This is a genomic window from Rhodobacter sp. NSM (assembly GCF_052244495.1).
GTDB lineage: Bacteria > Pseudomonadota > Alphaproteobacteria > Rhodobacterales > Rhodobacteraceae > Cereibacter_A.
Genome location: NZ_JBQPXH010000001.1, coordinates 362441 through 376848 on the forward strand (window position 1 = coordinate 362441; position 14408 = coordinate 376848).

A 14408-nucleotide genomic window follows, 5' to 3' on the forward strand; every position below is an offset into this window, starting at 1 on the left:
CGGAAACGTCATGAGAGGCGAACGCTCTCAACCCCAAGGAGGAACATTCCACATGCACATTGCGAAAGTCCTGATGCTCTGCACCGCCCTGATCCTGCCGGGGGCGGCGCTGGCCGAGACACCGCGGCTGACGGTGACCGGCGAAGGCACCGTGGCCGGCCGACCCGACATGGCGACGATCACGCTGGGCGTCACCAGCCAGGGCGCGACGGCAGCCGAGGCCATGTCCGCGAATGGTGAAAACCTCGCGCGGGTGCTGGAGCGGCTGAAGACGGCCGGGATCGAGGACCGTGATCTGCAGACCTCCGGCCTGTCGCTCAATCCCAACTGGACACAGAACCCCGACGGTGCCGCTCCGCAGATCGACGGTTATGTCGCCTCGAACATGCTGACCGTCCGGGTGCGCACGCTTGATCGACTGGGCGCGGTGCTCGATCAGGCGGTTCAGGACGGGGCGAACACCCTGCATGGGGTCGGATTCGGCCTCTCGGATCCCGAGCCTGCCATGGACGAGGCGCGGAAACGCGCGGTAGCCAAGGCTCAGGCGCGGGCCCGGCTGCTGACCGAGGCTGCGGGCGTGACGCTGGGGCCGATCATGGAGATCCGCGAGGGAGGCGATGCGGGCCAGCCGCCGATGCCGATGTATCGCGAGGCCGCAATGGCGGCACCGGTTCCGGTGGCCGAAGGAGAGATCGAGACAGCCGCGCAGGTGACCTTGGTCTACGAGCTGAAACAGCCGTGAGATCAGCGGGTTCCGGGGCGGTCTTGAGGCCGCCCCGGAAGATGCCCGTCAGGCCGTCGCCTTCGACAATGCCTGATCGAGGTCGGCAATCAGGTCGTCGGCGTCCTCGATCCCGATCGAGAGCCGCACCACGTTCGGCGCGGCACCCGCCGCCTCCTGCTGCTCGGGGGTCAGCTGCCGGTGGGTCGTCGAGGCCGAGTGGATGACCAGCGAGCGCGTGTCGCCAAGGTTGGCGACATGGCTGAAGAGTTCGAGCGCGTCCACGAGTTTCACGCAGGCGTCGTAGCCGCCCTTGACCGCGAAGGTGAAGAGCGCGCCGGCGCCCCTCGGGCAGATCCGTGCCACCCGCTCGTGCCAGGGCGAGGACGGCAGCCCGGCGTAGGTCACGTAATCGACGCGCGGATCGGCCTCGAGCCAGGCCGCCACCTTCTCCGCGTTTTCGACGTGACGGGCCATGCGCAGGCTCAGCGTCTCGATCCCCATCAAGGTGTAGTGCGCGCCCTGCGGGTTCATGGTCATGCCCAGGTCGCGCAGCCCCACGGCAATCGAGTGGAAGGTATAGGCCATCGGGCCCAGGGCCTTGTGGAAGACAAGGCCGTGATAGGCGGGCTCGGGCTCGGACAGGCTGGGGAACTTGCCCGACGCCGACCAGTCGAACTTGCCGGAATCGACGATGACCCCGCCCGTGACCGTGCCGTTGCCGGTAAGGTATTTCGTGGCGGAATGGACGACCAGCGTCGCGCCATGCTCGATCGGCCGGCAGAGCCAGGGAGTGGCGGTCGTGTTGTCCACGATCAGCGGCAGCCCCACCTTGTCGGCAAGGGCGGCGATCGCGTCCAGGTCGGTGATGACGCCTCCGGGGTTCGCGATGCTCTCGCAGAAGATCGCGCGCGTATCCTCATCGACGGCCGCCTCGACGGCTGCGATGTCGTCGAAGTCGACGAACCTGGCCGACCAGCCGAAGCGCCGGATCGTCTGCGAGAACTGGGTGATCGTGCCGCCGTAGAGGCGGGTCGAGGCGACGATGTTGCGTCCGGGTCCCATCAGCGGGAAGAGCGCCATGATCTGCGCAGCATGGCCCGAGGAGCAGCAGACCGCGCCCGCGCCGCCCTCGAGCGCCGCCACGCGTTCGGCCAGCGCCATCACCGTCGGGTTGGTCAGGCGGGAATAGATGTAGCCCACCTCCTCGAGGTTGAAGAGACGGGCGGCGTGGTCCGCGTCGCGGAAGACATAGGCGGTCGTCTGATAGATCGGCACCTGCCGCGCTCCCGTCGCTGGATCGGGCTTGGCGCCGGCATGGATCTGCAACGTGTCGAAGCCGAGCTTGCGGTCTGTGCTCATCATCACCCCCTTGGATTGGTGGAGCGACCGTAGGGGAAAGGGTCGCGGGGCACAACGGCCGGCACCAGGGGGAAATGATCGTTCCGAGGTTCAGTCGATCCAGAGGCCTGCGCCGCGCAGGCGGTGCCTGATGGCCTGCTCGCGCCGGGGCAGGTCCGCGCGGTCGAACATGGCCCGCGCCTTGGTGCCCTTCGCCTGGTAGATGAACTGGCGGAACGGTTCGTGCGCCTTCAGGACCTTCTTGATCCTGTTGGGCGCGGCGATGCGCCGGAGCGCCTCGACGGCACGATCGCTCTCGCGCGCGAAGAACAACGGCATTCGGCGCCAGTGGCAGGTGATGTCGCCATCGAGCCCCGCGAGTTCCGGTCCCGGTCGGCCGCCGCCGAGGGCGTGGATCACCAGCGGCAGGGCGATCTGGTCGAGCCAGGGGTGGAGCGTCTGTCCGACGAGCTCTGGCGGAGGATCGTCCCGAATGGTGCGCGCCATCTCGAGGAAGAGCGCGCCGAAGCGACGGGGGCTTTCGTGAAAGAACCAGCCTGCGTTGAAGTAGAGGTAGCGGCGCCAGTAGTCCTCGGGCTGCGTCGGATCGAGGCTCGTGGCGAAGTCGAGGCCGAACCGCTCGTAAAGCGCTTGCCAGATGCCGGTCCGGTCCGGACCGTATGGCTCCGGTTCCGGCCACGATCCTTCGCATCGGAGCGAGGCGCTGGGACGCGCGAAATCCAGAGGAAGCGAGGAGAGCGCCCCCGTCACCAGAGTGTCGCTGTCGAGGAACAGGAAAGGCTCGTCGGGAAGCGCCAGCAGGGCCTCGATCTTGTTGCCGATGGGATAGCTTTCGCCGAAGACACGGTTCTCGAACGGCAGGATCGTCGCGCCATGCTGGTCCAGAAGGCCACGCACTGCCGCGTCGTCCATCCTCGGGTCGGTGGACCAGAAGGCATTCGGCTGAGGCTCTGCCACGAAGAGCCTGCCTCCGAAAGCGGGATCGGAGGCGCGCAGAGACGCGGCGAGCAGGGCTGCCTCATACTGCAGCCGCCCCCTCTGGCCGATGACCAGAAGATTGAAGGGGGGCGGGTCTGCAGACATGGACGCTCCGTCGCAAGGTGGCGCGACACTAGCGGCAAGCGGCGGTTGCCTCCATACAGGATTAAGCCTCGCCCGGACGATGCGTTCCGGCGGTCGCCGGACCGCGCTTGGCCACGACCGGGTGTTCATATGCGCTGCAGCGCCCGCCGAACCGGTCGCGGCGACGGCAGGATGGCCGGGTGCGCTTCAGCGCCTGTCGCGGCCACGGCTGGGTGGCCATACGCGTCGCGGCGCCCTTCGGTCATCGATGCGCGGGCTCAGAGGAAATCCGCGTCTCCGGATCCCTCCGATCCGTGCTGCGCCCCGACGAGTGCGGCGGCAAGGCTGCGCTGGCGGACCGCGGCCACGGCTGCATGGGTGTCGACGCGGCACTGAGCGCCGGCATCTTCGGCAAGCCGGCCGACGTAGGTTGTGATCCCGTCCAGCGACTGTGCCAGATTGTCCAGCTTCTGCAGCATTCCTGTCTCGTCTGGCCGTGTCCCGGCCCGCGCGATCCCGTGGCCAACGGCGTCTTCGATCTCGCGGCTCATCTGCGCGAGGTGATCGAGCTGGGCTGCAAGACGGGAAAGAACGGTCTGCAGCGGTATCCCCGCGCCGCCGTTCAAAGCGCGCCCACGACGGCCTGGATGGCCTTGCGCATGCCGTCGGTCGTGAATGGCTTCTTGATGAAGTTGTTCATGCCGAGCGATTGTCCCTTCTCGATGATCTCGCGCGTCGCGGTGCCGCTGACGAGGATGAACCCCATGCGCTGCGTCGTCTTGTTCTCGCGAATTCCCTTGAGCAGTCCGAGCCCGTCGAGGCCGGGCATGTTGTAGTCCGAGATCACCAGATGGACGGGATTCGCCGCAAGTTGCCGCAGGGCGCTTGCGCCGTCCTTGCAGAAGTCGATCTTCTTGATCCCGAGTTCTTCCAGTGCCTGGATGATAAGGCCACGGCTGGTCGACATGTCGTCCACCACCATGATCCTAATGCTGTCCCGTAGTGCCACCGAAGCTCTCCTTCCCTTGTCCGCCGGACGACTCTGCTGCGCGCAGGCGGAATGATGTCATGCCAACAGTTTCGAATTGGTGTCTGACCGGAGGCGAAAGGCGCTCCGAATGACCGATGAAGAGATGTCCGCCAGGTGCGAGCGCGCCCGCAAAGCCGCGCCAGATGCGCTCCTGCGTGTCGACATCGAAATAGATCGCCACGTTCCGGCAGAAGATGACATCGAACGGGCCGGTGACCGGCCAGGGTTTCACGAGATTCATGGACTTGAACGAGACGAGCCCTCGCACCTGCGGGGCAACCTGCCGTTTTCCCTCTGCGTCGGTGGCACCGAAGAAGGACTCTCGGATGTCGTCCGGCAGGATGGAAAGGGATGTGGCAGCGAAGCGGCCGGCTCGGGCGGTCTCCAGGATCTCGCGGTCGATGTCGGTCGCGAGGACCTTCAGGTCGAGGTCGGCCGCCTTGGGGCAGAGGCGCAGGACGGTGATGGCGATGCTGTACGCCTCTTCGCCCGAGGAGCAGCCGGCCGACCAGAGGCGGATGCGCGCTCCCCGCTTCGCTTCGGCGAAAAGCGGGGGCAGCACCGTACGGCCTAGAAGCTCGAAATGATGCTGCTCTCGAAAGAACCGCGTCGTGTTCGTCGTGATGCTGGAGATGAACATGGCCCGCTCCTCGCCGGCTTCGGGCCGGGAGAGCAGATCGATGTAGTCTCCGAAGCTGCGCAGCGAGAGTTGGCGCAGACGCTTCACGAGGCGCGCGTAGACCAGGGGCTCCTTGGCGTCGGGCATGGCGATGCCCGTTTCAGAGTGGACCAGCCGAGCGATGCGCTGGAAATCCGCGGCCGAAAGCTGCAGGTCGCGCGACTCGTCCCGCAGGGGGAGTGACCGCGGCGTCATGCCGACCGACCGATCGAAGGGAGCACACCCGCAAGATCGAGAAGTCGCAGCATCCGTTCGTCCACCGTGATGACGCCCCGGACGAAGCTGTGCGTGGTGTCCGAGGCGACCTTCGGTGTCGGCTGCACTGACGAGCGCTGCAGCGTGATGATATCGGATACGGCATCGACCAGCAGTCCGACGATCTGAGCCTCGACGACGGTGATGATGACGACGTGCCGCGCCTCTGGTTCCAGCGATCCGAGGGCCAGGCGTTCGGCAAGGTCGATGATCGGCACGACCGTGCCGCGCAGGTTTATGACGCCGATGACGTAGGAGGGGGCATGCGGCAGCACCGTGGTCGGGGTCCAGCTGCGGATCTCGCGGACCGCGCGGATGTCTATCGAGAATTCCTGACTGCCGATCCGGAAAGCCACCACTTCGCGGAGATCGTCGTCAGTCTGGCACTGTGTCATGGCGAGAACTCCACCGAGGCACCGCCTGCGGTGCCGAGATCCACGGCCTGTTCCGGGTCGATGATCAGGGCGATCCGGCCATCGCCGAGGATCGTCGCCGCCGCAATTCCGGCAATGTGACCATAGCCGTTCTCAAGACCCTTTATGACCACCTGCCGCTGGTCGTGGATGGCGTCCACGACGAGGGCGCACAGCTTCTGCCGACCGGTTTCGACGAGGAGCAGAACGCTGTTGTCGAAGCTGCGAATGGGGCTGCGGTAGCCGAAGATCGCGCCGCAATCGACGATTGGAACGAAGTTGCCGCGAATGGCCACCACCTGATCGCCGGACCCGAGGAAGTGGACATCGGAGGATCGGGGACGCAGTGTTTCGATGATCGCCGACACAGGCACGACCATGGTCTGACCGCTCACATCCACGACCATGCCGTCCAGCACCGCGAGGGTGAGTGGCAGGCTGATCGAAAATGTTGTGCCCGCACCGGGCTGCGAGGAGATGCTGACGCGGCCGCCGAGGGATTCGATCGCGCTCCTCACCACATCCATGCCGACACCTCGACCGGAGAGGTCCGAGACGATGGGCGCCGTGGAGAACCCCGGCATGAACAGGATGTTGTCGATGTCGTCCTCCGAAAGCTGCGCACCTTCCGGCACCAGCCCCTTCGTCATCGCGATCTCGAGCACCCGCGCGCGGTTGATGCCACCACCGTCGTCTCGGACTTCGATGAGGACACGGCCGGATCGATGCGCCGCTGAAAGGGTGATGAGGCCCGCCTCCGGCTTTCCGCTTGCGGCACGTTTCTCGGCAGGCTCGATCCCGTGGTCGACTGCGTTTCGGATCATGTGTGTCAGCGGATCCGCGAGCCTCTCGATCACCGTCTTGTCCACTTCGGTGCTCTCGCCTTCGGTCACGAGCCGGACCTGCTTGCCCGCGATCTGTGCGGCTTCGCGCGCGATGCGCGACATGCGCTGGAACAGTGGCTTGATCGCCTGGGCGCGGATCGCCATCACGCTTTCCTGTATCTCGCGTGCGAGGCTTCGGAAGTCGTCGAGGCGGTGGCGCACCGGAGACCTCGGTGCAACGCCCTCATCCTGCACGCATTGCGACAGCATCGCCTGATTGATGACGAGTTCGCCCACGATGTTGATCAGGCGGTCCACCCGCTCGAGTTCCACCCGGACCGTGGCGCGCGGTGCGGAGGGAGCCGTCTCCTCCTTCCGACTGGGTGCTTGAGAGGGACGCGGAGTTGGCGGATCCGGTTCGGGTTCGGAGACTTCCTGCGGCGCATCGCGAACGAGCGGACGGATGTCGAGGCGACACAGGTCCTCAACGAACTCGAAGATTTCGTCGATCTGGTGCTCCGGTTCGTCCGTCTCCAGTGTCAGGTGCCAGTCTAGCCAACTTTCCTGCCAATCCATCGCGTCGAAGTGCGGAAGGCGGGAGCGGTTGAGGCGAACCTCCATACGCCCGAGGTCCGACAGGACCCTGAAGAGAACGCTGGGATCGTTGCCGCAGGCATAAAGCGCGCGGGACGGGCTGAAGTCGATTGTGAAGCCGCCCGATCCTGCCGCCTCGCCATCCAAGTCCTGTTGTGCCGGCAGCTCGAGATCGAGCGTCATTGGCACGAAGCCGAAGTCCTCGGCATCGCCATCGTTCGTCGCTTCCTCGCCCGCGGCCGTGGCAAGCTCGCTCATGAGCGAAGCCAACTCATCGGTCGGTGCATCGGTCCCGTGCCGGGCCGACTGCAGCAGGTCCGACAATTGGTCTGCAGCCCGGTGCAGGATGCTCATCAGCGACGGATCGGCACCGATTCGACCCGCACGAAGCGCATCAAGAGTGGTCTCGAACTGGTGCGCGAAGCGGACGAGGGTTTCAAGCTTGAAGGCTCCCGCGCCGCCTTTGATCGAATGGACGGAGCGAAAGACGGCGTTCACCGTTTCGCTGTCCGGCCCCTCGTCGAGCATGTCGTCGATCCGGTCCAGACCGTCATTGAGAGCCTCCATGAGGTCTTCGCATTCAACGAAGAATGCTCCGCGAATGTCGTTTTGGTCCATGTGAACCTCACGCAGCCGTCACGCGCCTGAGCGCAGAGACGAGCTTGGCCTCGTCGAAGGGCTTCACGATCCACGCCGTGGCACCGGCATCGCGCGCGCGGGCCTTCAGTTCGGCAGCGCTTTCGGTCGTCAGGACGATGATGGGCAAGGCGGAATGGTCTGGCTGCTCCCGGACCGCCTGGATGAAGCCGAAGCCGTCGAGGCGCGGCATGTTGATGTCCGTGATGACGGCATCCGGATTTGCGGCCTCCAGCTTTTCCAGACCGTCAATGCCGTCGATCGCGACGTGAACATTGAACCCGGCCCGGACCAGGGCTTCCCGAAGGAGTTCCCGGATGGTTCGCGAGTCATCAATTGCGAGCACGGTCAGCGTCATGGTGCTAGTTCTCCTCGAATTCCTTGGGATCGACGCCCATCCGGGCGATGTCATCGGCGAAGGCGGGCGACATTGGATGGCAGGAGAAGCGGAAGCCCTCAGCGCGCCATTTGGAGGCAGCCGAGATCAATATCTGCAATGCCAACCCGCCGACAAAGACCACCTTCCCGGCAGAGAGACATGTGTCGCCCGGCTGCATGGCAAGAAGGGCCGCATAGAGCTGCCGCGAGCCCTTGTGGTCGAGGCGGGTGGGGAGTTCTAGAAAATTTGTCATTGGCCTCTCTTCGGGCTGGCACTATTCGAATATCTCTCGCCTCTGAAAAACGTGACCTCGCCGGCACCGCCGCGTGCACGAAACCGGGGTCGCTCGACCGGAATGGCGTCGTGCTGGGTGAGAAACATCTGCTGCACGCGACCGGTAGCGGGCCAAAAGCGGATCCGTCGAGCAACGACGCCGCCGAGGCTCTGGGCGGTGCAGCGAATTCCTTCCTGGGCAAGGTACTCTTGAGCAAAATCTGCATTGGCTTTGCCAATCGCTCCCAGTTGTGGGGTCATCGCTGCTCCGCCGAACAGCTTCGCTTCCAGCCGATCGCGATCGGCGCCAAGCTTCAGAAGTGCATTGATCAGCAATTCCATTGCATTAGATCCGTATCGAAGGTGCCGGGAGTCGTCGCGGCCCGCCGAAGGGAGCAGAAAGTGGTTCATCCCGCCGACGCGTGCGACTGGATCAGAAAGGCAAGTACACACGCAGGATCCGAGGGTTGTGGAATACACCTCGAACTGCGAATTCGATGCGACACAGGAGCCCTGCACGACGTTGGTGACTTTTGATCTATCGGGCAATGGTTCGAAGAACGGGCTGTTCATGGGTCACACTCACTGCCACGGAACAAGCCAGTTGCCGTATGAATGTTCACGCATCTTTAGAAGTCCTCCCAGCCGGGTTCCGCCTTGGTTGCGGTGGACGCCGTACGCAGCTCGGGATTTGATGAGCGCGCCTTGAAACTGACGACTCGTCCGCGCCCGCGCTTGCCCTGCTGCACCTGAAGCTGCTGAACGGCCTCGAAGAGAACACCGGCGTTCTGCGTGAGCGACTCGCTTGCAGCCGTGGCTTCCTCGAGGCGCGCGGCGTTTTGCTGGGTCGATTGATCAAGATTGTTGACGGCGCAGTTGATTTCCGCCAGGGACGCCGACTGGTTTCTCGACGAGACCGCGATGTCCGAAACCAGAGTGGAGATTTCGGATACGGAAGCAACGATCTGCTTCAGGGCTTCGCCGGTCTTGCCAACCAGATCGACACCGCGGCGGACCTGGTTGCCGCTTTTCAGGATCAGGTCAGTGATCTCTCGCGCAGCCTCGGAGGAACGCTGCGCCAGCGCGCGGACCTCAGAAGCAACGACCGCGAAGCCTCGTCCCGCATCGCCCGCTCTTGCGGCCTCCACACCCGCATTCAGCGCCAGCAGGTTCGTCTGAAAGGCGATGTCATCGATCACCTTCACGATGGTCGTGATCTTGTCGGATGAAGCCGCAATCATGTCCATCGCAGCGACCGTCTCCACGACGACGTGGCCACTCTGCTCTGCATTGGCCTTGGCATCCGCCACCACTCGATCTGCTTCCGCCGCCCCGTCTGCAGCCGCCCGGACCGATGTTGTGAGTCCATCCAGGGCCGCAGCGGTTTCTTCAAGCGTCGCCGCCGTGCTTTCGGTTCTTTGGGCCAAGGACTGTGCGGCGGAACTGATGTCGCGGGCTTCGTCGCGGATGCTCTCCGCCGAGGAATGGATGTCATCCACCAGTGCCGCCAGACCCTGTGCCGCTTGATTGAAGTCGGTCCGCAAGGCGTCGAAGGGATCTGGCAACGGCGCCTCGATCTGGAACGACAGATTGCCGTTGGCGAGGTGGTGCAGGCCCCCACCGATGGTTTCGACGACCGCAATATGCAATTTCTGGTCGACTGGCTGCTCGTCGCTTGTCCGCGGGTAGTGCGTCTCGGTCGCAAGCAGCAGGAAGTCGCCCGATGAAGTGGAGAAAATATCGATAGTCGCGCTGATTGATGATGAAATCGACTCGGTCACAGCTTGAAACTGGGTTGCGCCGGCCGTTCGGGCTTCCTTCATAAGTCTCTGCCAGTCCGCCGCTTCATTCCCAAGGGATGCTATCGAAGCGGCAGAAGATCCCATGAGCTTGGCGAAGCGCCTGCTGGCATGAACGAGTTTGCCTGAGCTGTCATAAGTAGCGCAGGCGGTCTGGCTGATGATCCTCTGGAGCAGTTGATCACGGAGATGGCTCTCGGTGTGATCCGTCAAGTTCATCATGACGCTTCCTGTTCCACCGGTGGAGTCTGCGGTGGCTTCAAGAATGCGATCGCCGATGAACAGCTTTATTGGGCCAATGGAGGGATTGGCTGCCAAGCGTCCCAGTTCCGGATGCAGCTTCGATACAATGCGACCATCCAGCGGATCTTGATCAGCAGCGGAAAGCAGCATTTTCGCAGGCGCGCTCGCAGCCTGAATCGTGCAATCCGCATCCAGCAGGATCCACGCGGTTGGCATGGCGTCCAGAGACGCAGATCGGGTTCTGAGTGTCGTCAGCTCCTGTCTCATATCCCGGACGAGCGTCGACAAGCGGTGCAGTTCCGCAGCCATTTCAGGGTCGTTTCTGGTCAGGCGCTCGGGCAGTCGGGTGTCCGATGGCCGACCGCATCGCATATGCTCTATCATCTGGAGAGTGGCGCGGCGGTTCGCGCGTCGCTGCCAGCCGATCAACGCGAGCGCCGTCAGACAGGTCAGGATGCCGGAAACAAGCGCGGCGAGAGGAAGCGCCGGTGGATACGCAGGTTGCAGCGGCGGGACGAAGATGGAAATAGCGCCGGCGGGCGATCCGTCGCCCTCGCGGCTCAGAGGAACCGCAACCATCGGCTGGTCTGATTGCGCCATCGTCTGGCGCGAGGCAAGAGATTGTCGCGCGAGATCCAGAAGGTCTCCCGAAGGTGCTGAACCGGGGGATCCGGCAATTTGGAGCCCATCGGCGTCAATGGCGACCGCTGACAGGCCGGAGACAGGGTAATTCGACGCCGCAGATACGAAAAGACTCGTCAGCCGGTGTTGATCCCGAAACGCAAGTGCGGCGCGCCCCTCATTGGCAATGAGGCCCGAAATTGCGCTCGCTTGCCTGTGGGCGACATCAGAGAACTGGCGGTCAAGAAGAAGATACGCGGTGGAAAGACCGACCAAGAGCGGAAGTATCGCACCTGCCGCGTAGACCAATGGACTTTTCAGCCGATGCAGGAGGGGGATCTCGGTCCCGTTCATATTGTCATCCACTTCTTTCGCCAGCGACAGGCTGATCTGGGGTGGCAAGGTGTAGCTCTTGTCCCGGAGGCGCCGGACAAACTTAGGCCGTGGCCCTTTATCAATGATGAAGTCCTGCGGCTCTCAGAACAGAAAGTCTGCGATGTCGTCGGCCGGCACTTCGGCTGATTCCGCATCGTCGACCGACCCTTGGAGGCCAAGCTCTGCAAGCAGGGTGTCATGGACGAGCCTCTCGGCAGCCATTGTGTAGGCTGTGCGGATGGCGGGCAGTGCAAGCGCTGCTGCCGGTGTCTCGGCATCCCCGGAACGCAGGTCCGCCAGGCTCTCCAATGCCGGCGTTGTTTCCACGAGCTCCGAGAAGGAGGCGGAATGCCCATCAAGGGCAAATATGCCTGCCGCAACGTCGCGCTCTGCGAGGCGCCGCTCCCTCTCCACGGTCGAGCCTGTCTCGAGGATGCCCGTCTCTATCTGGGAGAGCAGAGTGAAGACGCGGTCCCCCGCATTCGTCAACTGGTCGAGATCGTCCTTGAAGCGACCTTCGAGGTCCACCGCAGCAGTCAGCGCCTCATCTCCCATGGCAGAAAGACGCTGCGTGATCTGCCCAAGGCGATCGGCGGAAGTCGCCGCCAGATCCCGCAATTGCAGCGAGATCTCGCGGAGGGCGAGAGCCTCGTCGCCGAGTTGGACGCATGCGATGACTGCGTTCAGGCCGATCATGCTCATGCGCTCTTCCACTCCCGACATCCGCTCGAGGACGTGAAGAAGATTGCCAAGTCCTTCAGACAATTCCCTGGCGGCCGAAACGAGCCGGGACTGGGTCGTCCTGCAGCATTCGATGATGGAGCGGAGTTGTTCGAGGTGAAGCTTGAGGTTGTGCCGAGGAGCATTGCCGACGCGGCCGCTGAGTCGTCCGATTTCGGCAGCGGACTGGGCGGAATCGCGCAGCGCGGAGCGTGCCGTGACGATGGCCGCGGCATGGCGCTCGTGAGCATCGCGCAGATGCGCGGCGGCCAACAGGAGCGAAACCCGTGAAACAGCGTCGGAACGCTCATCGGAATCCACTGCGCCGAGCAGGATTGCAGCCACATGTTCCAGTCGCTGGCGCGTCGTGTCGCCGATCTGCAGCGAAAGAACCGCGGTCGTGACGGCCCTGCGGAACTCATCTCCGCGGGCGAGAAGCACACTTCCGTCCGCCGTGGTTCGTGCGAGGTCGGCTTCGAAGGCCGCCATGTCGAGCCGCAACCCGGCGAGGGCCGGGCCGAGTTGACGACGCAACAGATGAGAGAGGTTCGCCGCCTCTCCGGCCGCAAGATCCAGGCGGAGGGCCATCTGCTCCACCGCATCGGCGATCTGTCCGATGATGTCGCCGGCTTCGATGACCTGCGCGGTTGCTGCAGTGGTGAAGACGTCCAGGCCCGAATTCTGGCCCGGCAGCGAAGCCACCGTGACTCGCGCGTTCAGCGCGACGATGGACATGGTGCGGATCACCTGACGCATGGAGCCGAGATCTGATCCCAGTGCCCCGGCTGCCGTCGAGAGGGCCACGATCCGCTCGAACAGGGGTTGGCTCTGCTCGGCGAACGTTATGGCGCTTTCTTCCAGAAGTCCGGCGTCGGTGGTGGCTTGTCGGAATTCGCCGGCTTCCGCCACCGCCGCCAGCTGCGTAAGCGGGGCCGAAAGGCGGTCGAAGCGGGAGATGGCTCTCTCAAGGCTGGATCCGGCCCGCAGGAATGCCTTTTCCGTCGCCTGGGCGAGGCTGGAGACACGCCCCGCTGCACGTTGCAGCGCGCTTGCCGACACGGGTCGTCTGCTGTCTGTTGCCGGCAGGGATCCATCTTCTGCGACCGCCGCTGCATCTGCATGGATGTCCACCGCTGCCGGCGTGTCCTGGCCTGGAAGAGCATTTGGAAGGGACATCGGATATCCTGTTCAGAAGGTGGCGGGATACGGGTGGATGAGCGTCGGTGGAATGCGCGGGCAGGGTTCGAACGGCCGGGTCCTGGACGCGAGGACCGCCTGAATCAGGCGGCATTCTCTGCTTCACTCCGGCCAGAGGCGGTGCCCGGGTTGCCGTGCTTGTCGGCAGGATCGAAGGCGAACCCGCTGCCGGTCGCCGCCTCAGGTTGGTCGCGGCCGACCGGGCAGGCGGTGCCGTTCTGCCCGGCCGTGGCAGAGGTTGCGCAGCGCCCCCATCTGCGCGCCGCCCGACGCGAGCAGCACGGCGAGGAACGAGCCGGCGAGTTTCAGCTTGATGGACAGTCTCATGAGACGTCATCTCCTTGCTTCAGAGGCCGTGCGAGCGGCTGGCCGACAGGGCGCCGAGGCGCCTCGGGCAAGTCGTCCGGCGCATCTGCAGGCGGAGCGCGGCTAGGCGCCGGCCACCTTCTTGACGACAGCGAGCAGTTGGGCCTGATCGAAGGGCTTGATCATCCAGCCGATGGCACCGGCGGCCTTCGCCTGGGCTTTCAGCGCATCCTGCGACTCGGTGGAGAGGAAGATGATCGGCACTCCCTTTCCCTCGGCTGTGTCGCGGAACTTGCGGATGAAGCCGATGCCGTCGAGACGGGGCATGTTCTGGTCTGTCAGGATGGCATCGAAACGCTGTGCGGAGGCCTTTTCGAGCGCATCCTGCCCGTCGACAGCCTCGACAACCGAATAGCCTGCCCCCGTCAGCGTCAGGCGCACCATCTGGCGAACGGAGGGGGAATCGTCGACGGCGAGGATCGTCTTGCTCATGCGTGGCGTCCTTCCGCTGCAAGGCCGATCCAGAGGTCATCGGCGATGACGAGGCCGCTTCCCGGGCCGAGCCCGTGGACGGCCAGCGCCTCGGCCATGGGCGAACCGGCCGAGACCGGCACCTCGATCCGCACGCCGGCCGCCCGCGCCTGTCGGTGCGCTGCGACGAGAAGCTGGACGATGGGCAGCCCGACATCCTCGACCTCGTCGGTCTTGATCCGGATGGGGCGCAAGGTCGCGATGGCGCCGGCGAGTTCGGCTGCAAGCGGCCCTGCCTCGCGGAGGCCGGCCCGGGGAGGGAGACTGACGAGAGTGTGAGATGCGGGCATGGGAGGGGCCTCGAATGTTTGGTCCGTTCCTTCCGGTTCTGCCGCGTCAACACATAAGGTTTCCCTAATGCTTGAGACGGACTGCCTAAAATGCCAAA

16 protein-coding genes are annotated in these 14408 nt (G+C 64.4%); 1 reads left to right on the forward strand and 15 read right to left on the reverse strand.

The features are described from left to right. The first annotated feature begins 52 nt into the window (after positions 1–52). Positions 53–742, forward strand: coding sequence for an SIMPL domain-containing protein (locus ACTVZP_RS01700; RefSeq protein WP_443210345.1), 690 nt, complete (start codon positions 53–55; stop codon positions 740–742). A 48-nt stretch (positions 743–790) separates the two neighbouring features. On the opposite strand, the gene ACTVZP_RS01705 is transcribed toward ACTVZP_RS01700, so the two are convergent. The 15 genes from ACTVZP_RS01705 to ACTVZP_RS01775 form a co-directional block, all read right to left on the reverse strand. Then, on the reverse strand, positions 791–2083 hold the full coding sequence (locus ACTVZP_RS01705; RefSeq protein WP_443210346.1) for an O-acetylhomoserine aminocarboxypropyltransferase/cysteine synthase family protein: 1293 nt from the start codon (positions 2081–2083) through the stop codon (positions 791–793). Between the two features lie 90 nt (positions 2084–2173). Further along, a complete protein-coding gene (locus ACTVZP_RS01710; protein ID WP_443210347.1) occupies positions 2174–3166 on the reverse strand; it encodes a hypothetical protein in 993 nt (330 codons plus the stop codon). Between the two features lie 257 nt (positions 3167–3423). Next, on the reverse strand, positions 3424–3624 hold the full coding sequence (locus ACTVZP_RS01715) for a hypothetical protein (RefSeq protein ID WP_443210348.1): 201 nt from the start codon (positions 3622–3624) through the stop codon (positions 3424–3426). Positions 3625–3767: 143 nt separating this feature from the next. After that, complete coding sequence (locus ACTVZP_RS01720; protein ID WP_009562470.1) at positions 3768–4154, reverse strand: response regulator; 387 nt, start codon at positions 4152–4154, stop codon at positions 3768–3770. After that, positions 4132–5049, reverse strand: a complete 918-nt coding sequence (locus tag ACTVZP_RS01725) for a protein-glutamate O-methyltransferase (protein WP_443210349.1) — start codon at positions 5047–5049, stop codon at positions 4132–4134. The genes ACTVZP_RS01720 and ACTVZP_RS01725 overlap by 23 nt, the downstream gene beginning before the upstream one ends. Next, a complete protein-coding gene (locus ACTVZP_RS01730) occupies positions 5046–5504 on the reverse strand; it encodes a chemotaxis protein CheW (RefSeq protein WP_443210350.1) in 459 nt (152 codons plus the stop codon). The genes ACTVZP_RS01725 and ACTVZP_RS01730 overlap by 4 nt, the downstream gene beginning before the upstream one ends. Further along, on the reverse strand, positions 5501–7558 hold the full coding sequence (locus tag ACTVZP_RS01735; RefSeq protein WP_443210351.1) for a chemotaxis protein CheA: 2058 nt from the start codon (positions 7556–7558) through the stop codon (positions 5501–5503). Before ACTVZP_RS01735 ends, ACTVZP_RS01730 begins: the two co-directional genes overlap by 4 nt. Positions 7559–7565: 7 nt before the next feature. Further along, on the reverse strand, positions 7566–7934 hold the full coding sequence (locus ACTVZP_RS01740; RefSeq protein ID WP_443210352.1) for a response regulator: 369 nt from the start codon (positions 7932–7934) through the stop codon (positions 7566–7568). A gap of 4 nt (positions 7935–7938) precedes the next feature. After that, positions 7939–8208 carry an STAS domain-containing protein gene (locus ACTVZP_RS01745; RefSeq protein ID WP_443210353.1) on the reverse strand — a complete coding sequence of 90 codons (270 nt, stop codon included), beginning with the start codon at positions 8206–8208 and terminating at the stop codon, positions 7939–7941. Next, a complete protein-coding gene (locus tag ACTVZP_RS01750; RefSeq protein WP_443210354.1) occupies positions 8205–8801 on the reverse strand; it encodes a chemotaxis protein CheD in 597 nt (198 codons plus the stop codon). Before ACTVZP_RS01750 ends, ACTVZP_RS01745 begins: the two co-directional genes overlap by 4 nt. A gap of 56 nt (positions 8802–8857) precedes the next feature. Next, positions 8858–11293, reverse strand: coding sequence for a methyl-accepting chemotaxis protein (locus ACTVZP_RS01755; protein ID WP_443210356.1), 2436 nt, complete (start codon positions 11291–11293; stop codon positions 8858–8860). 75 nt (positions 11294–11368) lie between these two features. Further along, positions 11369–13162 (reverse strand): chemotaxis protein, encoded by a 1794-nt coding sequence (locus ACTVZP_RS01760; RefSeq protein WP_443210357.1) that lies wholly within the window; start codon positions 13160–13162, stop codon positions 11369–11371. A 201-nt stretch (positions 13163–13363) separates the two neighbouring features. After that, positions 13364–13510: a hypothetical protein gene (locus ACTVZP_RS01765; protein ID WP_443210358.1), complete on the reverse strand. Its 147-nt coding sequence runs from the start codon at positions 13508–13510 to the stop codon at positions 13364–13366. A 102-nt stretch (positions 13511–13612) separates the two neighbouring features. Next, positions 13613–13981, reverse strand: a complete 369-nt coding sequence (locus tag ACTVZP_RS01770) for a response regulator (protein WP_443210359.1) — start codon at positions 13979–13981, stop codon at positions 13613–13615. Beyond that, positions 13978–14310, reverse strand: a complete 333-nt coding sequence (locus ACTVZP_RS01775) for an STAS domain-containing protein (protein WP_443210360.1) — start codon at positions 14308–14310, stop codon at positions 13978–13980. Before ACTVZP_RS01775 ends, ACTVZP_RS01770 begins: the two co-directional genes overlap by 4 nt. Between the last annotated feature and the right edge of the window lie 98 nt (positions 14311–14408).